This is a genomic window from Cytophagales bacterium, from assembly GCA_033344775.1.
In the GTDB taxonomy this organism is placed as follows: Bacteria; Bacteroidota; Bacteroidia; order Cytophagales; family Cyclobacteriaceae; genus JAWPMT01.
This window is the reverse complement of record JAWPMT010000004.1, coordinates 1,178,948-1,205,285: the sequence shown is the minus strand read 5'-3', so window position 1 is coordinate 1,205,285 and position 26,338 is coordinate 1,178,948. Positions and strand designations below refer to the sequence as shown.

Below are 26,338 nucleotides of genomic sequence, written 5' to 3'. Positions count from 1 at the left end.
TTGACATAAACCCCATTACTTTTGAAGATCAATAATCATTCATGAGATACAAACCACTTTCGGCTTCTTTCTATCAGCGCAACCGGGCAAGATTACTCGAACGCCTTCCTAAAAACTGTGCAGTGTTGATCACCTCCAATGACATCATGCCTACCAATGCGGATGGGGTCATGCCTTTTCGCCAAAACAATGATTTGTTTTATCTGACGGGGATTGATCAGGAAGAAACAACCTTGCTATTGGCACCGCAATTTCCGGATGAGGATTTGCGAGAAGTTTTGTTCCTAAAGAAAACCAATGAGCACATCAAGGTTTGGGAAGGTCAGAAATTTACCCAGAAAGAAGGTGGCGAACTTTCTGGGATCTCAAAAGTGAAGTGGTCAGATACGTTTGAGTCTACGCTGGGGACTGTACTGCCACATGTAGAAGAGATTTATGTATATCGCAATGAGCAGGACCGTAGCGATAGTCCGGTTCAGACACGCAATGACAAACTCATTCAGGTATTAAAGCAAAACTATCCGCTGCATCCGTTGAGACGTTTAGCACCTGCGGTGAATGATCTGAGGACTTGCAAAACAACCGAAGAGATTGATGCCATTCGGGAAGCTTGTAAAATTACCGGAGCAGGTTTCGAAAGCGTGGCCAGGCAAATGAAACCTGGGATGCATGAGTATGAAATTGAAGCGATCTGGAGCTATGAGTTTTTGAGAAGAGGCTCACGGGGTTTTGCATACCAACCCATTGTTGCTTCCGGTGAAAATAGTTGTGTCCTGCACTATGTAGAGAATGACCAGGTCATGCAAGATGGTGAGGTGGTCTTGATGGATATCGGTGCCGAATATGGCAATTACAACGCTGATCTTACGCGCGTGCTTCCAACAAATGGTCGCTTTACTGATCGTCAGAAAGCAGTCTATGAAGCCGTACTTCGTGTGAAAAATGAAGCTACCAAACTGCTTGTTCCGGGTGGAAATTTGAAAGACTATCAAAAGTCAGTGGGCAAATTGATGGAATCAGAGCTTATCGGTTTAGGGCTGATCACTAAAGAAGAAGTAGCTAAACAGAATGAAGATAGTCCAATTTATCGGAATTACTTCATGCACGGCACATCGCATCATTTAGGGCTCGATGTGCATGATGTGCCTTCCAGGTATCAGGATTTCAAAACAGGTATGGTGTTTACCGTGGAGCCGGGTATCTATATCCCAGAAGAAAATCTGGGCATTCGATTGGAAGATGACGTGGTGATTACGGAGGGTACCCCACAAAACCTGATGCATGACATTCCAATTGAAGTAAATGACATTGAGGCGTTGATGAACGCTTAAATATATGGATCACCCCAAAGTCTCAATCATCATGGCGGTGAAGAACACCGCACCCTATCTTCCTGCTTGTATTGACAGCATTTTATTGCAATCTTATTCCAATTGGGAGCTGATTGCCATCAATGACCACTCAACCGATAAATCCCATTTTATTTTGGAATCTTATGCCGCGAAAGACGATCGTGTCAAAGTGGTCACTAGTAAAGGTCAACGTTTGATCCCTGCCCTTCAAACAGGAATACGTGTGGCAGCGGGAGAGCTGATCAACCGCATGGATTCGGATGATAAAATGCCAGCAGATAAACTGGAAGTACTTGTCAATGAGTGGTTGAAACACGGGAAAGGAACTGTGATTGCCGGAGGTACCGAGCATTTTGTGGATGAAGGAGAAGTTGGAGATGGCTTCCGTAGATATGAGCGGTGGCTCAATGAAGTGGCCGCGAATAGGCAGCATTTTCAGGAGATCTATCAGGAGTGTACCATTCCTTCACATAGTTGGATCATGCATCGCGAAGATTTTGACCTGGTAGGAGGGTTTGAGTCTCCGGTCTATCCTGAGGATTATGACCTGACTTTTCGGATCTATCGGCAAGGCTTGAAAGTCGAAGGGATTGATCATGTCCTGCATCATTGGCGAGATCGATCCGACAGGATTTCGCGTACCTGGGACGAATACAAAGACAATCGCTACTACGATCTGAAATTGCGGTTCTTTTATGAGTTGGATCGCGATAAGAACAGGCCTTTGGTGGTTTGGGGCGCCGGAAGAAATGGCAAGGACCTGGTGAAATTGATCCTGAAACAAAACGAAAGACAGGTGCATTGGGTATGTGACAATGAACAAAAAGTAGGTAAGGACATTTATGGGATCATCATGCAAGGCCTGGACGATGTACCTATGATCGAAAATCCTCAAATCCTAATAGCTGTGACCTCACCAGATGCGAAAAAAGAAATCAGGCAACAGTTAGAGATTTGGGGTAAGAAGCCGGTGAAAGATTATTGGTTTTTTGTTTGATGCTTCTAATTATTTAAGGATAATCCGGGATATTCAATCCCAAAATGATGTCTCTTTCAACGGAAGGAATCCCATTATCTTTTCTGATAACAACTATGCCCGATCCACCGCGATTCTTTCTGGACCTTCTTTTTTGTGGGGTTAGGAGCGGGTCATCTTCAAACAGGAAATCGTCGATGTAGTATTCGTTGATGTCAGGCTCTTTCACCGTGATGTGAATGTGTTCCGCTTCACGTCCGTTCGGATAGGCAGCGGGTCGAAAAGTGTAGAAAGTATATCTGCCATCATTGCCCGTTTTTACCCAGCCTCTTAAATAGCCGTGTCTCCGCCCCCAACCGCTTTCGTTACCTATCTTTTCGTAGATCCCGTCACGATTGGTGTGGTAAATGTAGAGGATCACATCTGCTGCAGGAGTCTGGCCATCTTTTTCATATACCGTTCCTGAAAGCTTTAGTTTAGGTTCCGTCTCAAGGAATTTCGGAAGTGTATCAACGTAATTTAAAAGTCGATCACCATATTCATGAATGGCTTCACAACCCTCGCATGGACCACCAACTAGTCGGGTCTGTGCGGTACAATAGGCATTGAGCAGACCTAAGGTCAGGATGCTAATGAAGACTTTCTTTGTGTCCATCAAATTAATTTAAGGCTTTCTAATGGTCTTTAAGCTGTGTATGAGACCAATAGCATGCTACAAATGACAGACTATCCAAATATGATCATATACTTCATTAGGTTAGATCTTTTTCATTGGCTGACTTTTTCCGTAAGTCACTGATCTCCAGAGCCATTCCAAAGGGCCGAATCGATATCGTGCCAGCCACGGTTGCGACCACAGAAATTGGGTTGCCCAAACGAAAAGAATGACCAAAACCTGTCCACTTCTTTCAACCTGACCAAATAGGCTAAGCCCAATCCCGTGAAAAATGAAAATGCATAGGATAGATTGTGAGATATAATTGGTGAGTGCCATTTGTCCTATCGCTGCAATTCTGTTTTTGAGTTGGTGGTACTTGTCAGATTTCGCGATCAACATCACAAGGCAGATGTATCCTAAACTTACAAATAAACTGCCCCAATAATTCCACTGTGAACCTAGAAACATGGAATACTCAAAACTCCATCCAACCTCAAAGTTTTTCATCATGCCATAAATCACGAGAGGAAACCCAATAATCCAACCCAGGAGGATTCCTCTTTGATAAAATGAAGTGCTTTTCTGGGCAGATAAAACACCCATTTTGTAAATCCCCATTCCGATCAGCATCAAGCCACCGGCACGCCAAAACATGAACGATAAGAATACCATGGTTTCTAGAAATAATGCACTTTCCGAGTTGTGACTGAGTTGTTGTGAGAGGGGACCATTGACTGTCTGGATTTCTAGCTGGATTTCGGCCTGAGAGGGCATCCAACTAGCCTTCGCTTCAATGACAGACTCAGCAGGCCAATTAGGGATGGAAGTGCCAAAGAACCAATAGATCAATGAATGTATGGAAAACAGGATCAATCCAAGGATAATCAGTGTGCCGGGTTTCTTCTTTCTAAACAGATAGACCAAAAAACTACAAAGCGCATACGTCACCAAAATATCGCCATACCAGATAAGATGGGCATGAAGAAGGCCAATGAGCAGTAAACCAAAATTTCGCTTGTAATGCAGTTCTGCGGAATTACCATATTTGGATTCGGCATTCTGGGTGACAAGCACAATCCCGGCACCAAAAAGAATTGAAAAAATGGTCATGAATTTTTGATCAGCCAGTACATGGCTAACCATCCAAACCCATCGATTGAATCCGGAGAAATCCCCATAACTGGAAGGGTTCATATAGGCAGCTCCCGGCATGGAAAAGCTTTGAATATTCATGATTAGAATGCCGAGGATCGCAAATCCTCTCAACAGATCCAATGATTGTATGCGGTTGTCTGAGCTTACAGGACGGATGATTGATTCCTTCATCACAGGGTTGGTTTAGAATTTGAAATCAATCTAGTGCAACTGGTACATGCCTTCAAGAATCAATCACTGAATTGTTATGAAACGGGGATGAGTTGAAGCGTTAAATTCTGGCTGGCATTAGTCATATTGGCCTTGATTGTCAGAAAGAAGGGATTAGATCAATACCGTACCTGACTCTGAAAATGAAATAATTCGTCATTTATTCCCCAAAACCAGCTCTTATCTTTGTCAGGTGAGTAAGACAAAAGTTATCATCGATTATCTGCAGGCCAATCATCATCGGCCTGTGAATGTAGATGAATTGGCTGATGTTGCTTGTCTTTCCAAAGTTCAACTGTTCAGGACCTTTAAATCTGAAACAGGCATTACTCCTGTTCAGTACCATGAATACTTAAGGATTCTGAAAAGTACCGAGTTACTGCAATCTGATGCACAAGTACGTCAGGTGGCCTATAAGCTTGGTTATGAAAACTATGAAACCTTTAGTCGAGCGTTTAAGAAACTCATGGAGATTTCACCAAGTGATATGCAGACCATCTATTACCGATTTGCGGATCAAGCGAACCTCGACTATGCTTTAGTGGTCAAGGAACAAGCTACGCTACTACAGATCGATGATAAGATCAAAGAATCATTCGGTGACAGGCGACATGAGTTAGATCTGGAAATCTACCGACTGATTTTTGAAACGAAAAAGAAATGGGTGCTTCATCGTGACCAAAGAACAGAGGACGCAATTCGCCGCATAGATCCTAAATAGTAAAGACTTTTTTGAATGAATATGTCAACTTCGGCAAAGGCTGTGGACAGGACCCGTATGTCCTTTTCGCTTCGAGATCAGCGGACGCTCAGTTATGCAATTTATGGGCCAGAAGAGGGAATACCCTTTATCATGTTTCACGGCACACCAGGTTCCAGGATTTCCATGGATGACGAGATTCTCCATGAGATTGGAGTAAAAATGATTTATCCCGAGCGTCCGGGTTATGGCCTTTCAACTGCTAATCCCGATGCGACGCTGATGAGCTGGGTAGCGGATGTTCAGGCATTATTGGATCATTTGAGAATAGAAAAATTTGCCCTTGGTGGAGGTTCAGGTGGAGGCCCGTACGCCATGGCTTGTGCTGCCGCCTTATCGGATCGTATGTCATCCTTAACATTGATCAGCAGTGCTGCGCCGCAAGATATTCCCGGTATTCGAAAAGAGATGGCCTGGGGAAATGTTCTAGGTTATTTTCTGAGCAAATACGCCCCATTTTTGATGCGGTACGCAAGTAGAAGTTTTGCCAAAAGCATGCTTAACGATCCTGAGAAGGCCTTTGACCAGTCAGTGATGAAACAAGTTGGTGATACGGATCGAAGAACCATTCTTGCGATGAAAGAAAACGGCACATTTCAGGTAATACTGGACCACTGCCGCGAAGCTTACATCAACGGAGCAGAAGGTCATATTGCTGATATGCGAATCCTGTCGAAAGACTGGAAGATCAATTACGATAAGATCGACTGTCCTATTCATATTTGGCATGGAGAAGAAGATACCTTATCACCCATCCAGGGGGCCAGGGCCATGGCAACGTTTTTACCCCAGGCCGAGCCACATTATGTTACAGGTGCCGGACATCTCCTGATGGAAATTGAGGCTGTGTTTCAAGACATTTTGATTTCAGTAAAAGAAAACTTTATTGATAGCTGAGAATGAAAAAAAGCCCACCATGATTGGCAGGCTTTCGCTGGTTCGAAATAAGAAAAATTTAAAATTCAAATACGCCAACAGCCTTCTCACAACCATCCCAATTGGTGTTGATTGTCTCCTCTGAATACAAATAGTCCTCAGGGGTCAATTTATCGGGGAAGCCATTCCAGCCTGCGGTAGGTCCGTAGAAGTCCCCGGAGGTTGAAGCTGGATCCATCGCAGCACGGATGATGCCTGTTGCACCATCTTCTGCAGATTGTGCTTGTTGCATAAAGGGACTATTACTTTCCATGCCTCCATCAGCGGCAGTAGTCACCTGAAGGCTCGTTGCGGCTAATCCAGGATGGGCGAGCAAAGGAAGTATATGATCAATACCATTCGCAGCTAGCTTTTCTTTCAAGCCGTAGGTAAAGGCACAGTTTGCCAGCTTCGTTTGGTGATACCGTTCCCAACGTGGCCCCTTGAAGCTGCTATTTTCTTCCTCCGTTCCATCACCACCCAGGTTGCCACCTTTCGCCTCCAAATACTTCATGTCTAAAGGTCCACCTAGTCTTGCCATGGAAGAGTGATTGACGATCCTTGCTTGTTGACTCTTTTTCAATAACGGAAATAGCTCTTTGGTCAACAGGAAGTGCGAGATCACATTAGTTTGCATCTGCACATCGTATCCGTCTCCGGTTGCACCGTCTTTGAGTGCCATCACACCGGCATTGTTGACGAGAACATCTACCACTTCATATTTCGTGCTGATAGCATCAGCCGCCGCGCGGACACTTTCAAAATTTTGAAGATCACAATCGATGGCTTCAAATGTAGCTGATGGTACAGCCGCTGTTAATTGTTCAAGTGCATTGGCTGAACGTTCACTTTTTCGATTTAACAATAGGACTGTGGCCCCTCTTTTGGCCACTTCACGTGCGCAAACAAACCCAGTACCGCTGGTGGTACCTGTGATGGCAACCACTTTTCCGGTCATGTCCTGAGAATGTTTTGCTATTACTTCCTCCAGATGGAGGGTTTTGATTGCTTGACTCATTTTTGTTGTGTTTTTAATTTGATGAGGTAAATGTCGTCATCCTGCATATGGTTAAACGACACAGCTTGCAGAGGGAATAACACAAAATGCAGGTTTCCAAATTTCCTTACCCTTTAGGGAGACGAAGCGACTAGCGAAGTAGGGTAAAAGGTAATTTTGATAAGGTGTGCTAATTCCCATTCCGGTACTCCACCGGAGTTTGACCTGTTTTCGACTTAAACAACCTTGTGAAATAGTGCGGATAGTTGAACCCCAGGTCATAGGCAATTTCGCTGATCGAAAGCTCCGAACCCATGAGCTTGTTTTTTGCTTGCTCCACAATGTGTTCATTAATATGATCCTTGGGCGATCGGCCTGTTTCTTTTTTGATCAAGTCACTGAAATAGTGTTGCGATAAATTGGCTTCTTCTGCAAAATCCTGAATAGAAGGAACTCCCTGGTTCAATGCTTTATTCTCTCGATAATACCGCTTGAGTGACCGTTCAAATTGGGCAACGACATCTTTACTTTGATTGGTTCTGGTATTGAATTGCCTCTCATAGAATCGCAGGGCATAATTCAAAAGCAATTCCAGATTAGATACAATCACTCGCTGACTGTGGTTGTCGATGCGCTGCTCGTACTCGCTTTTGATGTTTTCCAGACATATATTGACACGCTGCTCTTCCTCTTCGGAGAGGTGCAAAGCTTCAAAGACATCATAGTTGAAGAAAGAGTATTGATCGATGATACTGCCCAGGTGAGTATTGCGTATCAAATCTGGGTGAAAGTATAACATCCAGCCTTGAATATCTCCTCGATTCACTTCACGGCGATTGGTGTAGACCTGACCAGGTGCTGAAAAAACCATGACCCCTTCATTGAAATCAAAACTGTTTCTACCGTAATCAACCCCACAGTTTTTATCTTTAATCGAGATCAGATATAGGTTAGAGGCAGACCTTCTTCCCACAGCACTTGCCGGAACTTCTAATTGGGAAGTGTCCAATAAAGAAATCAGAGGATGCTTAGGTTTGGGATAGCCCAGACTGGCGTGAAGGTCAGCTAGGGTTTCATTTCTATGGATGTTCTCTGTCATGATCAAAAGGATAAGCAACAAAATTGAAGCTACGGCTTTTACCTGACTAACACAAAATGCAGAATGGCTAGCAAAAAATGCTCGAAAAGTAACGTCTTGAGACAGGACAATCCACTGAAAGCGACAATTAGCCCTTTCGGAATTGAAATCACGGTGAATTAAGGCGTTTTAATTAGTTTTATCCGTTGGCAAGTCACTTATAATCAACTAGAAGTATTACGACGGATGAAGCTCGAACAGAATAAATGGTCCGAAAGCGCATTATGGGACAATGTTCCGGAAATGTCTTTCACCGCAGATTTGGTCCTGGTATTTGGAAAAAGACAATTGCTTGAAAATACTGATCGTTTTGATGAGATCAGGTCGTTTTATCCCGCAGCAGATATTGTTTTATGCTCCACCGCAGGAGAAATCCTGGATATTGAAGTGTTCGATGATACAATTGTTACGACGGCCATCCAATTTGAAAAGACGGTCATCAAAACAAGACAATTATCTATTTCCGACAATTGGACTTCTGACAGTGATCTGGGAAAAGAGCTGGCGACTTTATTCCCTCAAGAACACCTGTCACATGTGTTGTTGTTGTCTCACGGACTGAATGTGAATGGGACACGGTTGATCGAAGGAATGAAATCAGAGCTTAACCAAGACGTTAGTATCAGCGGGGGATTGGCTGGTGACGGCCCCGATTTTGTCAAGACCGTCGTAGGATTGAATGCAACTCCTTCCGAAAACAAAGTTGTTGCTGTCGGCTTTTATGGCGGTAGTATCAAAGTTGGTTATGGTTCTTTTGGGGGATGGGACACGTTTGGACATACCCGAAGGATTACGCGTTCGGAAGAAAATGTGCTGTTTGAATTGGACGGCAAACCTGCCTTGGACCTTTACAAGAACTATTTGGGTGAAAAAGCCAAAGATTTACCAGCAAGTGGTTTGCTGTTTCCGCTAAGTATCAAGACAGACGAAAATGCAAGTGATGAATTGGTACGGACGATACTTTCGGTCAATGAGGAGGAAAAGAGTCTGACGTTTGCCGGAGATATTCCCGAAGGGGGAGAAGCCCGGTTGATGAAAGCCAATTTTGAAAGTTTGTATGAGGGAGCCAGTAAGGCAGCAGAAAATAGCATTAGTATCTTGAAAGATAAGGCACAGTTGGCGCTACTGATCAGCTGTGTGGGCCGTAAACTCATTCTAAAACAGCATACTGAAGATGAAGTAGAATCCGTGAGAGAGGTGATTGGTGAAGAGGCGATGATGACTGGTTTTTATTCTTACGGAGAACTAGGGCCAGACCGTCAGGGAGATTCCTGTTACCTGCACAATCAAACCATGACCATTACGCTATTTAGTGAGTAGCAGCGATTACCATAGAGTCCTCAAGCGGCAAATTCGGAAGACATTTGGTGGCGAAGAAATAAGCGACCCTAAAGTCCTCAAATTGCTCGAACTAGTCAATCGGTCTTATCATGACAATGATGAGGACCGGAAATTGCTGGAGCATACGATGGAACTTAACTCCCAGGAGCTCATTGCTTCCAATAATGACCTAAGAAAACAGGGAGATGAACTGAAAAAAGCCTATTTCGTACTGGATTCTGGTCAAGAGAAAACACAAGGATCGGAAACCTTGGCATCTTTGGCCATTGCTTTGAAGTTCAAGAACAAAGAGCTCAATCGACAGGCCATTCAACTAAAAAAGGCCAATAAAGAGATCAAGGACACACAATCCAAGTTGATCCATACAGAGAAAATTGCGGTTTTGGGGCAGCTGATCGCTGGGGTGATGCACGAAGTGAATAACCCGATGGGTGTGATCAAAGGGGGTACTCAGAACCTGGAGCATGTGATCAGTGAAGTGATTGGTGGCGTCAAAGGATTCCGAGATGCATCATTTACCTCGGTCCATCACGATTTGTTTAGGGATTTGATAGCCGTTTTTCAGAACAAGAAATTTCGGTACATGACGAGTCGCGAGGAACGACAATACCGAAAAGAGATGGAGGCTTATCTCCTGGAAATCGGCATGACCGATGTTCGATTTCTGGCCAGGGAAATGGTGTCCGTTGACTTACTCAAAGAGGACATTGTACCGATTATCGATGCCAGGACTTCTATAGGTATAGCAAAGGACATCATTGGATTTGCGGTCGGATTCGGCAAGTTGTTTGCCAATGTAAGTAACATGGGAATTGCCATTGGTAAGATGCAGAAGATTCTTTTTGCACTAAGAAATTATACCTATTCCAATGACTCGAAGAACCCCGTCCACTTTGATTTGATTGATAATTTGGAGACTGTTTTGACGCTGTACCACAACAAACTCAAGCGCGGAATCCAGATTGAGCGAAATTATTGTGGTGAAAGAGTTGAAATTTTGGGATTTCCTGACGAAATTAATCAGGTGTGGACTAATCTTGTGCAGAATGCCATCCATGCCATGGAAGGGGAGGGTATTCTGAAATTAGAAGTTTGCGATGAAACAGCCGGTAGGGTTGTTCGTATAACAGATAACGGTGGTGGAATTTCGAAACAAGGATTGAAAAAAATCTTTGAACCTTTTTACACTACAAAGATTAAAGGAGAAGGAACCGGTCTTGGATTGAGTATTTGCAAAAAGATTGTGGAGAAGCATGGTGGGCTCATGGAAGTGAGTTCAAAGCCAGGTGAAACTACTTTTTGTGTAACCTTTCCGAAAGAAATCGCCGCCAGCGAAATCAAAGAGGAAGCCGTACTAACCTAACCTAGAGTGAACGACGTGATTATTTGTGTAGATGATGAAAAAGAAATTCTTGAAATCCTGCAGCGCCAGCTGATGATCATGTTTGGTCAGGATTTTGAGTATGAGTTCGCCGAAAGCGGCGAAGAAGCGCTGGAACTGATCGAAGAGATAGAAACGACCAGTGACACCAAAGTGAAGCTAGTGATTTCCGATTGGTCCATGCCCGGACTCAAAGGGGATGAGCTTATTATGAAGTTACGTGAGCTACGTCCGGAAATCAAAACCTTGTTATTAACCGGCCAGGCCCCCGAAGACGTGATGAAAAAAGTCTGCGAAAAAGGCTCCGGCAACTGCATGCTCAAACCCTGGGACCAAGATTCCCTGAAGGGTAGGATTGAATTGCTGATGGCTTCATAGTCACATTTCGAGAGCCCTGTCTGCCGACAAGGCAGGCTCAATGTGACAATTGTAGATAAGATCGTCATTCCAGAATTTTTCGACTTAGAATTCTGAAAAAAGTCAGCAAAAGACCGGAATCTCTTTACCGATTTGTGAGATTATAAGGTTGAGAACAAAGCTAGTGATCAGTCGACTTGGATCTTTCTAGAAGAAGTTTTCATTTATCAGCAAATATGTTTGTGGATATCCTCTAGTCCAACCACCTTATCCACTGCCCCTAAACCAATGGCTTCTTTTGGCATGCCGAAAACCACAGAAGATTCCTCGTCCTGAGCTACCGTTGTTGCACCTGCTTTTTTCATTTCTAGCAGACCTTTGGCACCGTCAGACCCCATTCCTGTGAGGAGAATTCCGGTACTGTTGTTTCCTGCATAATTTGCAACAGAATGAAATAGTACGTCAACTGATGGCCTGTGCCTGTTCACAAAAGGCCCTTCGATCAAGCTGACATAATATCGGGCTCCTGATCTTCGGACACACATGTGTTTGTTTCCAGGTGCAATAAGAACTGTCCCGGTGATCAATGAATCACCGTCTACGGCTTCTTTCACGTTGACCAGACAATGTTCGTTTAGGCTACTCGCAAAGTAGTGAGTGAATTTCTCTGGCATGTGTTGTACCACGGCTGTTGCTGGGGAATCCATCGGAAGTTTAGATAAAATGGTTCTTAGTGCTTCTGTACCACCGGTTGAGGCTCCGACTACTACTATTTTTTCAGTTGTCCGGAGCAGACTGGTACCTTCTCGTCCTTTGTCCGGTGATTTAAGCGGTTTGAAGGAACTTACATTTGATGGCACCTTTTGAAAAGCACTTCGTCGCTTTGCTGATGCCATGGAAGCTGCTTTTATGGCCTCCATGATCCGGATTCTATTCTCCTCGATTTCCAGTCCGACACCATGGATATTGGGTTTACTGATGACTTCTACAGCTCCAAATTTCAAAGCCTGTATCGCAGTTTCAGAACCTTTTTTTGTAAGCGAGGAAATAATCACCACAGGTATTGGGTATTGTGACATTAAGGTTCTGAGAAAGGTGATCCCATCCATTCGCGGCATCTCAACGTCCAGAGTGATCACATCTGGTATCTGTTTTTTAAGAATTTTTGCTGCGAAGTAGGGATCCGCCGCTGTAGCCATTATTTCAAAGTCAGGAATTGATTGAATAAGCCCGGACAAGCTTTTTCTTACAAGAGCGGAATCATCAATGATCAATACCTTTTTCTTTGCCATTAATACTCAGATCATTTTGTGTTTCGATCAGAATTAAATTCAATTTTTCAAGTTATCCAGTTCCTCAATTTCATTCTTAGCAAATAGCTTATTGATGTTCAGGATCAGGATGAATTTCTCCTCGTGGTTGATCACTCCCTCGATATATGGGGCTCTTTCGTAATCTTCCAGACTCGGTGGAGGCTGGATCTCTTCAGTATTTACGGAGATGACTTCCTTAGCCAGGTCCACAATCGCACCAATAGAGAGTATCTTGTTTGCGCTGTTGATATCCAGGACCAGTATCCGGGTTTTGGGAGAATGGTCAGCCTCTTCCAATCCTAGCTTTAACCGAGTATCCACAACAGGTAAAATATTGCCGCGTAAGTTGATGATACCTTTCATGAATGCAGGAGATTCGGGTACTCTTGTGATGTTGGGAACTTCCAGGATTTTGACCACTGCGTTCACTGAGACACAGAAAATTTCCTGATCCAGCATGAATGTTAAATATGCTTGTGTGCGAATATCCGTCACCTGATCTTCCATAAGTGTGATGATTAATTGATTAGTTTTTCCATATCCAATACGAATGCCAGATTCCCATCTCCGAGAATAGTACCGCCAAGGATAAAGTCTTGTTTTTCATAGTACTCACCCAAAGGTTTAAGAACGGTCTGTACTTGTCCTTTAATTTCATCTACCGCGACACCTTTCTGGATATTCCCTATGTTAACAGTAATAACATCCACTGTGTCTTTTCCAGAAGAAGCTATTTGATATTTTTCTTCAATGGAAACTACGGACAGCTGTTTCCCGTCAAACTCTAAAATATCTGACCCTTTGGGGCGGTCATAAAATGTTTTCCGGTCAAAGCGATGAATCTCCCGTATCGTGTTCATAGGCATGATCAAGTGGGTATTACCGACTCTTGTATGCAGACCTTCCAGGATCGTTAGGGATAATGGCAGTTTTACGATTGTCTTGGTGCCTTTACCGGGTTCGGAAGAGATTGAAACCTCGCCTCGTAACTCCATAATTTTCCTGCGCACTATGTCCATACCCACCCCACGACCCGAAATATCGCTAATGTTATCAGCGGTTGAAAGTCCTGGGTGAAAAACCAGTTGTAGGATATCGTCATCCGTGTAATGATCATCCGTATTTAGCAGGCCTTTTTCTTCTGCTTTTTTTCTTAAGGTCAGTGGATCAATACCTGCTCCATCGTCGGTTATCTCGATGAAGACCAGGTTGCCACTGTAATAAGACTTAAGCATAATATTGCCACTAGCCGTCTTTCCAGCTTGCTTCCGAATATCGGGTTTCTCAATTCCGTGATCAATACTATTTCTTAAGATATGAAGCAGAGGCTCCTTTAGGTTGGCAATTACTTTCCGGTCCAATTCCGTTTCGAAACCGGTGCTTTGGAAAGTGATTTCTTTACCTAGATCTCTGGATAAATCCCGAACCAGTCTGGTGAATTGTGTCTCCAGCGTTTTTAAGGGAACCAGGCTGATGGAGAAAATGGTATCTCTGATGTTTTCAGTGATGAAATGCAGGCTCTCTGAGACATTTAGAAGTGCTTCGGAATCAGTTTTCTCAGCCTGATTTTTGAGTGCTGCCTGGATGGTGACCAATTCACTAATCCAATTCATGAGGTCATCAACCTTGCCTTGCTCTACTTTGATGAAATTTGTGGTTCTTGAAACCTCCTGAACCTTCATTTTTTCTTTTTGCCTTCTCAGATCATCAGGTTTACGGAAATCGGATTCCTTGAATGCTTTGACGAATTGCTCGAGTTCCGGAATGAGTGCTTTGGCTTTTTTGATGACAAGTTTTTTCCTGAATGATTCAAGTTTTACCTCTTTTATGGAAACACCCTTGATGGGAAATTGAGTAATCGAGAGGTCCAGGTCTTCTTCGACAAACAAGAATATTGCCCTGATTTCGGCTTCATTCAAGTTTGAAACAAAAAGCACTCGCCATTCAAGGATCGAGGTGCCTTGACTTTCAATATGACCTAACGATTCATGCTCATCCAGAAGATCTCTGATGATAAAATGCAGCGGATGTCCATCCTGATCTTTTATGCTGATCCTGGGTTTGATCATTAAAAAGTACAGCGAAGTGACGAGTTCACTACTTTGGCTTTCGTTTTCGACAAACTTCAGGGTGCTTTGTGCGGCCGACGAAATGGTCGAAGAAAACATTTCCAATAGATCTTTCTGATCATCAGTTTGGAGTTTGGGTTGGTGGAAAGTTTCGCGAATAAAATCCACGGCATTCAGCATCAGCTGAGTAACGTCCTCAGATAATGGATAATTTGCTCCATTAAACGCGTCAAAAACCGACTCCAACTCATGCGTAAAGTCCCCAAGTTCTTTTCGATCAAACATGAGAAGGGACCCTTTGATGGTATGTAGCAGCCTAAGAATAGATTGCATGAGTTCCTCATTGAAATGATCGGCTTGAATCGCAAGCAGATTTTCTTCAAGTTGGTTCAGGACCTCCCCGGTTTCCTCGATGAAAAGTTCCTCGGCCTTACTCATTATTTCTCCAGAGCGTAATTGATTTGTGATAAAAATGAATCCACCTTGAAAGGCTTTTTGACCCACGCGGAAAGCCCTATTTCTTTTGCGGCTTTCATCTTCTCTGGTTCGGTTCTGGAGGTCAACATGATGAAAGGTTTGTTTTTCAAGGCAACATTAGACCTCACCTTTTCAAGTAATTCGAGCCCATTCATTTTGGGCATATCAAAATCGCTGAGGATAAGGTCGAAATACTCCGGTGCATCAGTTAATATCCTGAGTGCTTCTTCCCCGTCATGGGCTTTTGTGATTTCAAAGCCTTTGATCCTGAGTCTTGCACTGACGATATTCCTAATGGCATCTAAATCATCCACTAACAATATTTTCTTCTTGGGGTCATTCATGTTGTTTATTTCCGTTTAATCAATGATTGCGTCATAACTTATGTACTTCATTTTCACTAGTCCTGATTTTGTATCGAAAATGATTTTTCTTGCCTTTTCTCCTCCCACACTTTTGGCGACGATCCTAATGTGATGCCTTGAAAGGGTTTCTTTCGCCTGCTCAAAATTTTGATGACCGATTTTGTTGTAGGAGCTATTTCTGTGGCTTCCGCCAAAAATCTTAGCCACCAGGTTCTCCTTTAAAGAGCCTCTGAAAATCATTATTTTGATCAGTTCTTCAATGGAATAATCACCGAACATGTGACTGGCTTCTTTTTGGTGATTCCATTTTGGCAACATAAAGTGATTGATACCTCCTTTTCCTTCAACTTTATCGAAAAGACATACCGAAATGCATGAGCCTAAAACTGTCGTGACAATCGTCGTTTCCCTCGGGACGAAGCAATTGGAAGGATGCAGGTAGTGGCTTTGCATTGCTAAGGATATTTTGGGAAACTGGATCATAGTTTTTGGTAAATCGTTGGATATACCTGCTTTAAGGGTGCCTTCATTCCAGTAATGGATTCCGAGTGTCCTAAAAAAAAATAACCTCCTTTTCTTAGTGTGGAGCACTGTTTTTTGAGGACTTCCTCCTGTGTTTTTTTATTGAAGTAGATCATTACATTTCTGCAAAATATCACGTCGTATTTTTGATCTTCCCCGTAGTAAGGCCGCATAAGATTCAATCTTGAGAAGGCTGTTTTTTGTCTTATTTTAGGCACTATTCGAACCTTTTCAAGACTTCTGTCTTTGCTTCTTAAGAAGTATTTTTCCCGTAAGTGTAATGGGATGTCTTTTATGGCACCGTGTGGATACACTCCGTTGATGGCCTTTTTTAGTATCTCATTAGAGATATCTGTTCCTGCTATTGAATAATTGAAGGCGCAGTGTCTTTGATTGTATTCCTCTATAGTGATGGCTATGGAATACACTTCTTCTCCACTCGAACAAGCAGAACTCCATATTTTCAGCGGCCTGAAGGTACCATTGGCTTTTGCATATTTGGGAAAAACGTGTTGATTCAGGAAATCAAAATGTGCAGGTTCTCTGAAAAAGTCAGTTTTGTTTGTGGAAACCTTATCCATCATATAAACGGTTTCCATCTTACCTCCTGGGCTTTTGATAAACTCATAATACTGGTCGAAGGACCTGAATTTATGGTGCTGAAGCCTTTTTTGGAGCCTTCCTTCCAACATGGTTTTTTTTGAATGGGGAAGAGAGATCCCATAGTCATTCGAAATGAACTTGCTGAGTTTTCGAAACTCCGAATCCTTAAGAGATATTTTGGTAGGAAGCCTCAATATTTTTCGAAATCACTATCCTTATCGAATTCTGTCATATCCAAACTCACGCCTTCACCGTTATGATGCTCGAGTTCCAATGAAGCAGGTTTCAACTGATCGTTGGTCGGTTTATCTTTTTTATACGAAGAAAGTTTAATCCCTGAAAACCGGTCCTGTTCCAGGTCAAAATAGCTGATGATCGAACGCATAGAATCGGCCTGACTGGACAACTCCTCGGAGTTGCTTGCCAGCTCTTCCGCTCCTGCAGCATTTCTTTGGGTAATATTATTGAGCTGCTGAATGGCTTCGTTGATTTGTTGTGCACCCAGATTTTGTTCCCCACTTGCAGCGTTGATTTCCTGCACCAATTGCGCTGTTTTTTGAATATTGGGCACCAGTTCTTCAAATAATTTGCCAGCCGTTGCTGAAATAGAAACACTCGATTTTGTAAGGCCTTCAATTTCAATCGCTGATACCTGGGATCTTTCCGCCAGTTTTCTGACCTCTGCCGCTACTACGGCAAATCCTTTACCAGCCTCTCCGGCTCTAGCTGCCTCGACAGCAGCATTCAGGGCCAGTATGTCTGTCTTTTCGGCAATTTCACTGATGATAGATACCTTATCGGCAATGTCCTTCATCGACACCACAGTATTATTAATGGCTGTTTTGCCCTCCTCAACGTCTTTTGCTGCTTGCAAAGCGATGGCCTCGGTTTGCCTGGCATTATCGGAGTTTTGCTGAATATTGGCGACCATTTCTTCCATTGAAGATGATATTTCCTCCATTGAAGCTGCTTGTGTGCTGGCTCCTTCCGAAATAATCTGTGCTGATGAATTCATTTCGCCGCTGGCAATCGTGACGGAATCAGCCCCATTACTTACCTCTGAGACAATTCCTCTAAGCTTTTGCACCATGTTCTTCATGTTCTCATAAAGACCCGTATGGTCCTTGCTTGAAAACTTGAGGTTAAGATTACCACCAGCAACTTCATTGGCCATATCCGCGACTTCTTTAGGTTCCCCACCCAGTATGGTCATGGTATTTCTTCCGATATAGAGGATGATCGAAATGCCAATGATAAAGGCCAGAATAGATCCCAGAAGAATGACACTTTTCGAGATGTATTCCGTTCTTTTTTGATTATCGAGTCTGATGGCAAGAAGGCGTGTTTCTTCATCACTGAACTCATTCATCACATCGCGGATTTTGTCCATGTATTGTTTGCCTTCCTTTTTGCTGAAAAGGTCGTAGAGTTCGATCATGTCGGCTGTTTCGGATTCCTGCCTGCCAATGGCTATAAGTCTTTCTGCATAACCATTGATCCAGTTATAGGCGGCACTTCTGATCGCCCCATTGGCCTTCGCTGAAATCAGGTGGCCTTCCAGAGCAGCCTTACCCATATTATACGGTTCCAGGTATACCTGTCCTTCGTTCAGTAAAAAACCACGAAGCCCTGTTTCCATATTAATCATGTCCAGAATAATCAGGTTTTGATTGGCAGTAGACAGGTTGGAGGTGGCGACCAGGTTTCGCAATTCGTCCATGCTTTGCTTACCAATTCCGGATTTTATTACATCGTATATTTCTCTTTCCAGGTCCTCGCCCTCTCTGATCGACCTACGCAGGTTGATGTACTTTTCGGAAACGTTGGATCGCCAGCTATCCGATAGTCTTTCTACTTCCCTAAGTTTGGCTACCTGCGGGGGATTATCACTCACCGTTTGTTTCATCTCATCGATGAGGTCGTCAAACGAAAGCTTCCCTTCATCGTACGGTTCCAAAAATTCTTCGATTCCGGTAACGGCAAATCCCCTCATTCCTGTCTCCTGATCGATCATATAACCTTTTAGTTGATTCGCCTTGCCGATCACCTTGTAAGTGTGTTCAACCCAGTTGGTATTCTCCACGAGGTTATTGATGCTGAAGAAAACGGTCAGCCCAATGATCAATAGCAGACCCAGGGTAATCCCATTTCCTAAAAATAGTTGTGATTTAAATTTCATGGTGGTGCGGTTAGTCTTAGTAAGGATACCTGTTCACCACCATTGGTCGAATAACAATGAAGTCATCCGGTATAATTCAGGGATCAAAGGAGGAAAAAATGCTAACGTTTGCAATGAATCATTCCTCGATTTTCTGCTTTTGTGAGATTATTAGAAATCATCTCACTGTCAGACAGTTAGAGGGAATTCCTGAGCTTTCAGTTAACGGGCGAAAAGCTTTATCGACCATTTATCAATTTCCTCTGATAATCTTTTATTTCCCGAACAATCTGGCCGTGTAAGTGCTTTACCTTTGTTGATACCCTAATCTACTTATATGAGTCGTAAAGCCATTGCTTTTATCGTTGTGCCCATCCTGTTGTTTGGAGGATGGCGTTTTAGTGGTTATCTCGCTGACCAAAAGGAATTGCCACCTGAACGTCCCAAGCCTGTCGCAAAGAACTATGTCAAGGTCCGCCCTGTGTCTTATAGCAAGATGCCCGTGGAGATCGAGGCGTTCGGTCGTTTGAATTCCTTGCAGCAGATAAACCTGATCCCAGAAGTAGGAGGGAAGCTATTACGTGGACAGATCGCGTTAAAAGAAGGGGCAGTTTTCCGAAAAGGACAAGTCCTGATCAAGGTCGACGATGCAGAAGAGAAGTTAACGCTACAGTCTCGTAAGAGTAATTTCCTGAGCTTATTGGCTTCTATATTACCAGACTTAAAAATTGATTTTCCCAAGTCCTTCGATCAGTGGCAGATGTATTTCGATGGGATCGATCTAGATAAGCCGCTACCGGAAATTCCCAAAGAGCATGAGACCAAGATCAAAACTTACCTCGCTTCTAAAGGCATACTAACGGACTATTATGCGGTAAAGAGCCTGGAAGAGACCCTGAAACGACATACGATTTATGCACCGTATACAGGAACTGTCCAGTCGGTGAACCTGGAAGTGGGTTCGGTGGTGAGTCCTGGGGCAGTGATTGCCACGATCATTCGTACAGATCAATTAGAACTGAAAGTGCCCATTCAAAAACAAGATGTCGCTTACGTTTCGATCGGTGAAACGGTCAAAGTGATTCAGGAAGAAACCGCCAAGTCATGGTTTGGGAAGATTGTTCGTAGAGCGCCTTTCATTGACCCCAATAACCAATCCTTGAATGTGTACATCGCGGTAGACAATACGTACGGGGACTTGTACGATGGGCTTTATTTGAAAGCAGCTATTTCAGGAAAATATGTAGAGCAAGGCATGCTGATCGAACGCAACATCATTCGCAACAAGAATGAAGTATTTGTGATTGCGTCGGACAGTCTCTTGCATACTAAGAAAATCAACATTGCTAAGATCACCGAGAACGATGCCATTATCCATGGCCTTGATCCTGGCGACTTACTGGTGGTGGATGCACCCTCGAATGCATCAAATAACATGGTGGTAGAAGTAGTGAATGAGATAAGATGAGATCAATAGTCACCTTTTTTGTCAAGTATCCAATCTGGGCCAACGCGATCATTGCGACGGTGATGGTTATCGGTGCACTGAGTTATATGTTCGGCTTGAAAAAGTCATTCTTTCCCGAACGTGAACCACGTAACATTACGATCAGTGTGGTATATCCCGGAGCTTCCCCTGAGGAGGTAGAAGAGGGTGTGACCATCAAAATAGAGGAAGCCATCAAGGGCATTGTAGGAATTGAGGAAGTGACTTCCGTATCTTCTGAGAACTCTGCCAGTATTTCTGTCTTGACCTCTGGTGATTATGACCTGGATGAGGTGACTACCGAGGTTAAAAACGCGGTGGATCGGATCAATTCCTTCCCAGTAAGTGCCGAAAAACCGGTCGTTTTTAAGCAGAAATCGACCAGTACGGCCATGTTCATGGGGGTCAAAGGAGATGTTTCTTTGATGGATCTTAAAAAGGCGGCTGAACGGGTCGAAAATGACTTCTTGAACTCAGGAAAGATTTCACAGGTGCGTGTTTCTGGATTCCCGGATTTGGAGATCACCATCGAAGTATCGGAGGAAAACCTTAGGCGGTATGGTGTCACATTCAGTACGGTGGCTAATGCGATTCGATTGAACAACCGCGACATTTCAGGAGGATCGATCAAAACGACGCAGGAAGAGATCAAAATACGAGCAAATTCTAAGGAATACGACCCTTCGGAGATTGAAAACATCACGGTTCGTGCCAATTCTGACGGAACCAAAATCCGATTGATGGACATTGCCGACGTGCAAATGAAATTTGCGGATATTCCGAACAGCGTTTATTCGAATAACGAGAGGGCAGTCAGCATCATCGTTCAGAAGCTTCCTGAAGAAGACATCACAGCGATCAGTGAGTATGTGGCGGAATACGTGGAAGAATACAATCGCAAAAGTTCCAACATCGAGCTATTCACCTACTTCAATTTCAACGACGTACTAAAGCAACGGCTGGAATTACTGACCAAAAACTTTGGTGTTGGACTATTACTGGTATTGCTTACGTTGGGCCTATTCCTGTCACTTCGATTATCATTCTGGGTAGCTTTCGGTATTCCCTTGTCCTTCCTAGCGATGTTCATCGTGGGCGATTTGGCGGGTATTACCATCAATATGCTTTCTCTATTTGGAATGCTGCTGGTAGTTGGAATTCTGGTGGATGATGGTATTGTGATTGCGGAGAATATTTTCACGCATTTTGAGAAGGGGAAAGAGCCCAAGCAAGCGGCCATTGACGGTACCATGGAAATGGTTCCCTCGGTATTCACTTCCGTAACTACGACGATCATTGCCTTCATACCTCTGTTGTATTTGGATAATAATGGGTTTACCAAAGAGATGGCCATTGTGGTGATTGCCTGTCTGGCGTTCTCCATGATTGAAGCCTTTTTCGTATTGCCAGCTCACCTCGCCAGCAACTGGATCTTGTCCAGACGTCCGGATGATACCAAAGGTGCCTTCGGAATGTATGTGAAATTTAGAAAAGCCATGGAATCTGTGATTGATTTCCTTCGATTCAAGCTGTATGCGCCGACTTTACGATTCCTGATCGACTGGAAGTGGATCTCTTTTAGCTTCCCGGTATTGTTCATGATGATCGTGGTAGGGATGTATCGTGGAGGGATGATCCGATCAAGCTTGTTTCCACGACCGCCAGCGGATGACATCAACGTAAACCTGAAATTGAAGCCAGGAACCCGCGAACACGTGGTGGAAGGTATGCTAAGGAAATTTCAGGTTTCTGTTTGGGAAGTACATGCGGAAATGCAAGAGCAATATGGCTTCCAGGATTCTGTCATCACCACTGTTGATTTGACTGTAGGAGCGAACTCCAGCCGACAAAGCGGAAGCCATTTGGGCTATCTGGGGATTAACTTTGATAAGCTGGAAGAAAAGAACATTTCCGGATTTGAAATTGCAGAACGAGTCAGGAAGAAAATAGGTCCTGTTCCAGAGGCGGAAGAGTTCACCATCGGTAGTGTGAATTACTTTGGGAAACCGGTTTCTATTTCCCTTCAGAGCACCAATATCGAGGAACTGGAGGCTGCCAAGGTTGAATTGAAGGATAAACTGGCGGAGATCAGTGCCATCAAAGACATCACGGACAATGCGTCCATTGGTCAGCGTGAGATTGAATTGGAGTTGAAACCACTGGCATATTTGCTGGGCTTTACACAACAGGACATCACCACACAAATTCGGCAGGGCTTCTTTGGTGAAGAAGTGCAGCGTTTGCAGATTGGAACGGATGAAGTGAAGGTCTGGGTGCGTTACCCGGAAAAGGACCGTTTAAGCATCACCCAATTGGAGTCCATGAAGGTGAAAACCGCCAATGGTCAGGAGTACCCTTTGACGGAACTGGCCGACTATGAAATTGGTCGGGGTGTAATTGCGATCAATCACTTTAATGGAAAAAGAGAAATTCGTATCGATGCAGAATTGGCTTCCTCCGACACGAGTTTGCCGGATGTGCTCGAAAAAATTTCCCTGGATGTCTTGCCTCCCATTCTTCAGAAGTATTCAGGTATCAATTACACTTTCGAAGGACAGTCCAGCCGAGGACAGAGAGAAGCAGGTTCCCTGGCACAAATCGGACCTTTGGTGTTGATCTTATTGGTGCTGACCATCACCCTCAATTTCAGATCATTCTATCAGACCATACTGATCTTCTCACTCATTCCAATTGGGGTGATCTGTGCCATGTTTGGTCATTGGGTAGAAGGAGCCATGTTTTACGTGTTTGTGAGTGGATATGGTATTCTTGCTCTGACAGGAGTGATCGTCAATGATGCAGTGGTGATGCTTGATCGGTTCAATCGCAACCTGAAAGAAGGGTTTGGCATCCAAAAGGCAGCTTACGAAGCAGGTATTGCTCGTTTCCGGGCTATCGTATTGACTTCCATGACGACTGTTGCAGGGCTTTATCCATTGATTCTGGAAACGAGCTTTCAGGCGCAGTTCATCATTCCGATGGCGATCTCATTGGCGTGGGGTGTATTACTAGGTACTTTCTTTATCCTGTGCTTCTTCCCGGTATTTATATTGGTTTTCAATGATATCCGAGTATTCTTCTTCTGGTCTTTACGTCTATTTGACAAGTCAGAAAAACCTACCAAGGAAGAAGTGGAGCCTGCGGTGAGAGAGCAACAACGGATGTTGCAGTTTTGATTCGATTTATGCGTCATTCCCCGCCTGCCTGCCGGTCAAGGCTGGGATCACCTTGGAATTATGAATGATTCCCCTTTTCGATATTGATCGTAGGGGAATCTCAAAGATTGTAGTAGAATTAAGTGGTTTGAGAAACCTCGATTCATCTTTGATTGTCCTAAGTACAGATTAAAAGCGACTATTGAGATTGCAGGGACCTGCCTTGCCGCAGGCAGGTATTTTTCGGTCTTTGAAAAATTAGACCGAAAAATTCCGCCTCGCCTCGCTGCGAAGCGGGAATGACGCTTATTTTAATCCGTTACCCTAAATCCCTCCAAAACCCTTCCAGCTTGCTTCAACAAAACTTTATCACCTTCAAATTCAAGCAACACATCTGGCTCCCCAATGTTGAATCCATCCAGGAACAATCCCCTATTTTGAGTAGGGTAGGCGAGCATGGGTTTTACTTCATCGAATGGATAATACCTATTTTCAAAGATACCTTTGATCTTACCTTCTTCATCGAAATAAGCAATCAGGTCCGCGGCTTGTTTGTCCCCGATGAGCCGCAATAGGCCATACCTTTCTTCCACGAAATACGCAGTGACCTTTTGCATGGCGCCTGTTTTTTTTCGGATCATTTTCATGCCTACACCCATCAATCCTGAGTAGCAAACGAATTTCATTTCACCATTACAATGTTTAGCCAAACCCCAATGCTTTTTTCTGAGTAATAACTCGGCAACATCATTCATCATATCTTCTTGCGTTGACGATCCTTCCAGGGCGGAGGCAGGTATGATTCTCGAGGGAGTCATGTTTGATCCTGTTACCCAATATGTACTGTCACTGGCTTTGCGAATGTTTATTTGAGTGCCGTTAACAAATTGAAAATTCGTAGGTTCCAGGGATAGCTTTCCATGCTTAGGAAGCGTTTCAATCGACTTTCCTTCGAGTATACGCCAGGTCTTGTCAACCAGGTTTCGAATATAATTGGAGCTTTCTCCGAAGCGATCAATGGCCTCAAAACTTCGGTTACTCAATACAATCACATGGCTTGCTGTAGCAGGATCAAAACTGATGAAGCTGATATAACCTGCCGTACCGCCATCATGTTGAATTTTACCGTTAGCAAATTGCCAACCGTACCCATAACCGATCGATTCATGTTGCTTTAGATAAGCTTCTCGTAATTCCTGATTTAGAAAACCATCAGATTGAATGATTTCCAGCCAATTGGATAGATCGGTCAGGTTTGTTTGAATACCTCCTGCACCAATGGCCCAACTCCAATGGGTAGTAGCCGCTTTTCGGGTGAGGTCAGTTCGATAGCCGAAATAAGGTTGGGCAGTATTTTTATCAATCGAGAAAGAGGTACTATTCAGGCCATATCTTTCGAAGATCTCACGTTGCATGAATTGATCATAAGATTGCCCGGAAACCTGTTCAATGATTGCTGCCAGCAAGACGTATCCGGAATTACTGTAACTGAATTCTGACCCGGGTTTAAATAACAATTTGCCTTCGCTAAATTTGGCAATCAGTTCTTTCAAAGCAATGGGCTCTTTTTCAGGCATAAAAATCGGAATCCCTTGTTCTGTTTGGTAGATACTGGGAATACCTGAGGTGTGGGTTAATAATTGGTAAACCGTGACCTTTTGCCATCGATCTGATGCGAATGCTCCCAGATGCGTATTGATGCGATCCTGCAATTTAAAATTACCTTCATCTACCAATGACAAGATGGCCGCGGCTGTAAATGATTTACTGATTGAGCCGATATCAAATCGAGTTTCCAGCCCAGATGTGATGCCGCTATTTGTTCCACCTAAAGCCTCTTCGATGATGACCTTACCTTGATGACTCACCTGAACTGATCCGCTGAATCTTTCATAAGATGCCTCAAGTGAATAAAGGTCTTTAATCTGTTCCAGATTGCTTTCGGAGGGTTGACGTTCCGGTTCTTTTGTTATCTCATTTTCCGTCTGAACTGGTTGGGATGAGCAGGATAAAGAACAGCAAACGATCAAAATCACAGAAAGATGTGGGATAATTTTCATTGGATGATGGATAAATTTTAAGTTGCGAATTGAATGAATCAATCGAAGGAAATTGTGCCCTGGTTGCGGTGAATAAGGGATTTGGGATCAACGACCGAGATAAGTGGACAAACGAATGAAGTGGAATGAATCCTTGCGGGTAGGTTTAGCGGGACTCACACGAAAAGAGCGGTGGGTGCACGGTGTACTATGGTGCCTGGGATTGTTAATCCTCAACTGGCCCGGTCAGCAGATTACGGTTGGGCCCTTTCATAGTGATGAATATGGCTTGCTATTCCCTTCGCTTTACGGAGGTGTGATCAATGCGGTGATGGTCTACGGAATCATTGGTTTTTTCCTGCTTCATGGAAAGCCCTTTCGCTTTTCGCTGTTTTATCAATCGCTACTCTTCTATGTTACCGTATCTTTTGTGGAATCTCTGGTCGATGGAACCTATTATCAGGGAGTGATCAATGAACTCAATCAAGTGGTGATCAGTGAAATATGGCAGGGAAACCTGATCATGAATTTCTTTATGTTCTATGTGCCAGCATTGGTGTATGGTATTGTGAAAAGTGCCATGGTTTCTGAAATGCCGAATCAACGGATCATCGTTCATGATGGTCATCAAATGGTCTATTTAGAACCGAATGAATTGCTGTACCTCGAGAGTGATGGTAACTATGTAAAGTATCATCAGGAGGAAAAAACCATTATGGAACGGAGTACACTCAAACAAGCGGAGGATGGACTTCCAGATCAATTCATACGTTGCCACAAGTCATTCATCATCAATCGAGACCTGGTGGATCAACGATCGGCCAATGAGGTGGTGATAAAAGGAAATCGCATTCCGATTGGTCGGAAATACAAGGAGAATTTGAGTTTATAATAACTGGAGCTTGGCGAAA

22 protein-coding genes are annotated in these 26,338 nt (G+C 43.7%); 10 read left to right on the top strand and 12 right to left on the bottom strand.

Going from position 1 to position 26,338, the window contains the following annotated elements:
* Window positions 1-41 precede the first annotated feature (41 nt).
* The gene (locus R8G66_13835; GenBank protein MDW3193449.1) at window positions 42-1,331 is read left to right on the top strand and encodes an aminopeptidase P family protein; all 1,290 of its coding nucleotides are present in this window, start codon (window positions 42-44) and stop codon (window positions 1,329-1,331) included.
* 4 nt (window positions 1,332-1,335) lie between these two features.
* Window positions 1,336-2,349, top strand: coding sequence for a glycosyltransferase (locus tag R8G66_13830; GenBank protein MDW3193448.1), 1,014 nt, complete (start codon window positions 1,336-1,338; stop codon window positions 2,347-2,349).
* Window positions 2,350-2,362: 13 nt separating this feature from the next.
* Here R8G66_13830 and R8G66_13825 read toward each other — a convergent pair whose 3' ends face one another.
* Both R8G66_13825 and R8G66_13820 read right to left on the bottom strand, forming a co-directional pair.
* Window positions 2,363-2,983 (bottom strand): intradiol ring-cleavage dioxygenase, encoded by a 621-nt coding sequence (locus R8G66_13825; GenBank protein ID MDW3193447.1) that lies wholly within the window; start codon window positions 2,981-2,983, stop codon window positions 2,363-2,365.
* Window positions 2,984-3,085: 102 nt separating this feature from the next.
* Complete coding sequence (locus R8G66_13820; GenBank protein MDW3193446.1) at window positions 3,086-4,312, bottom strand: DUF418 domain-containing protein; 1,227 nt, start codon at window positions 4,310-4,312, stop codon at window positions 3,086-3,088.
* Window positions 4,313-4,544: 232 nt separating this feature from the next.
* Here R8G66_13820 and R8G66_13815 point away from each other — a divergent pair, with 232 nt between their 5' ends.
* Both R8G66_13815 and R8G66_13810 read left to right on the top strand, forming a co-directional pair.
* On the top strand, window positions 4,545-5,072 hold the full coding sequence (locus tag R8G66_13815) for an AraC family transcriptional regulator (protein MDW3193445.1): 528 nt from the start codon (window positions 4,545-4,547) through the stop codon (window positions 5,070-5,072).
* 15 nt (window positions 5,073-5,087) lie between these two features.
* The gene (locus tag R8G66_13810; protein ID MDW3193444.1) at window positions 5,088-6,008 is read left to right on the top strand and encodes an alpha/beta hydrolase; all 921 of its coding nucleotides are present in this window, start codon (window positions 5,088-5,090) and stop codon (window positions 6,006-6,008) included.
* Window positions 6,009-6,066: 58 nt separating this feature from the next.
* On the opposite strand, the gene R8G66_13805 is transcribed toward R8G66_13810, so the two are convergent.
* Complete coding sequence (locus R8G66_13805; GenBank protein ID MDW3193443.1) at window positions 6,067-7,044, bottom strand: SDR family NAD(P)-dependent oxidoreductase; 978 nt, start codon at window positions 7,042-7,044, stop codon at window positions 6,067-6,069.
* Window positions 7,045-7,213: 169 nt separating this feature from the next.
* Entirely contained in the window at window positions 7,214-8,122 is a 909-nt protein-coding gene (locus R8G66_13800) for a helix-turn-helix transcriptional regulator (GenBank protein ID MDW3193442.1), read from the bottom strand.
* A 225-nt stretch (window positions 8,123-8,347) separates the two neighbouring features.
* Here R8G66_13800 and R8G66_13795 point away from each other — a divergent pair, with 225 nt between their 5' ends.
* Genes R8G66_13795 through R8G66_13785 form a run of 3 tightly spaced genes read left to right on the top strand, consistent with a single transcriptional unit; the run spans window position 8,348 to window position 11,261 of the window.
* On the top strand, window positions 8,348-9,481 hold the full coding sequence (locus R8G66_13795; GenBank protein MDW3193441.1) for an FIST C-terminal domain-containing protein: 1,134 nt from the start codon (window positions 8,348-8,350) through the stop codon (window positions 9,479-9,481).
* Window positions 9,474-10,865: an ATP-binding protein gene (locus tag R8G66_13790; GenBank protein ID MDW3193440.1), complete on the top strand. Its 1,392-nt coding sequence runs from the start codon at window positions 9,474-9,476 to the stop codon at window positions 10,863-10,865. The genes R8G66_13795 and R8G66_13790 overlap by 8 nt, the downstream gene beginning before the upstream one ends.
* Window positions 10,866-10,871: 6 nt before the next feature.
* Window positions 10,872-11,261: a response regulator gene (locus R8G66_13785; GenBank protein ID MDW3193439.1), complete on the top strand. Its 390-nt coding sequence runs from the start codon at window positions 10,872-10,874 to the stop codon at window positions 11,259-11,261.
* A gap of 206 nt (window positions 11,262-11,467) precedes the next feature.
* On the opposite strand, the gene R8G66_13780 is transcribed toward R8G66_13785, so the two are convergent.
* The 7 genes from R8G66_13780 to R8G66_13750 all read right to left on the bottom strand — a co-directional run bounded on the left by R8G66_13780 (window position 11,468) and on the right by R8G66_13750 (window position 18,768).
* Window positions 11,468-12,532: a chemotaxis response regulator protein-glutamate methylesterase gene (locus R8G66_13780; GenBank protein ID MDW3193438.1), complete on the bottom strand. Its 1,065-nt coding sequence runs from the start codon at window positions 12,530-12,532 to the stop codon at window positions 11,468-11,470.
* Window positions 12,533-12,571: 39 nt separating this feature from the next.
* Window positions 12,572-13,060 (bottom strand): chemotaxis protein CheW, encoded by a 489-nt coding sequence (locus tag R8G66_13775; protein MDW3193437.1) that lies wholly within the window; start codon window positions 13,058-13,060, stop codon window positions 12,572-12,574.
* Between the two features lie 11 nt (window positions 13,061-13,071).
* Window positions 13,072-15,060, bottom strand: coding sequence for a chemotaxis protein CheA (locus R8G66_13770; GenBank protein MDW3193436.1), 1,989 nt, complete (start codon window positions 15,058-15,060; stop codon window positions 13,072-13,074).
* Complete coding sequence (locus R8G66_13765; GenBank protein MDW3193435.1) at window positions 15,060-15,443, bottom strand: response regulator; 384 nt, start codon at window positions 15,441-15,443, stop codon at window positions 15,060-15,062. The genes R8G66_13770 and R8G66_13765 overlap by 1 nt, the downstream gene beginning before the upstream one ends.
* Window positions 15,444-15,458: 15 nt before the next feature.
* Window positions 15,459-15,917: a chemotaxis protein CheD gene (locus R8G66_13760; GenBank protein ID MDW3193434.1), complete on the bottom strand. Its 459-nt coding sequence runs from the start codon at window positions 15,915-15,917 to the stop codon at window positions 15,459-15,461.
* Window positions 15,918-15,943: 26 nt separating this feature from the next.
* Window positions 15,944-16,570 carry a CheR family methyltransferase gene (locus R8G66_13755; protein MDW3193433.1) on the bottom strand — a complete coding sequence of 209 codons (627 nt, stop codon included), beginning with the start codon at window positions 16,568-16,570 and terminating at the stop codon, window positions 15,944-15,946.
* A 209-nt stretch (window positions 16,571-16,779) separates the two neighbouring features.
* Window positions 16,780-18,768, bottom strand: a complete 1,989-nt coding sequence (locus tag R8G66_13750) for a CHASE3 domain-containing protein (protein MDW3193432.1) — start codon at window positions 18,766-18,768, stop codon at window positions 16,780-16,782.
* Between the two features lie 316 nt (window positions 18,769-19,084).
* Here R8G66_13750 and R8G66_13745 point away from each other — a divergent pair, with 316 nt between their 5' ends.
* On the top strand, window positions 19,085-20,215 hold the full coding sequence (locus R8G66_13745) for an efflux RND transporter periplasmic adaptor subunit (protein ID MDW3193431.1): 1,131 nt from the start codon (window positions 19,085-19,087) through the stop codon (window positions 20,213-20,215).
* Complete coding sequence (locus tag R8G66_13740; protein MDW3193430.1) at window positions 20,212-23,409, top strand: efflux RND transporter permease subunit; 3,198 nt, start codon at window positions 20,212-20,214, stop codon at window positions 23,407-23,409. Before R8G66_13745 ends, R8G66_13740 begins: the two co-directional genes overlap by 4 nt.
* A 290-nt stretch (window positions 23,410-23,699) precedes the next feature.
* Here the strand turns inward: R8G66_13740 and R8G66_13735 are convergent, their stop codons facing one another.
* Window positions 23,700-25,448 carry a serine hydrolase domain-containing protein gene (locus R8G66_13735; GenBank protein ID MDW3193429.1) on the bottom strand — a complete coding sequence of 583 codons (1,749 nt, stop codon included), beginning with the start codon at window positions 25,446-25,448 and terminating at the stop codon, window positions 23,700-23,702.
* A gap of 115 nt (window positions 25,449-25,563) precedes the next feature.
* Between R8G66_13735 and R8G66_13730 the strand changes: the two genes are divergently transcribed.
* Window positions 25,564-26,319 carry a LytTR family DNA-binding domain-containing protein gene (locus R8G66_13730; GenBank protein MDW3193428.1) on the top strand — a complete coding sequence of 252 codons (756 nt, stop codon included), beginning with the start codon at window positions 25,564-25,566 and terminating at the stop codon, window positions 26,317-26,319.
* Window positions 26,320-26,338 lie beyond the last annotated feature (19 nt).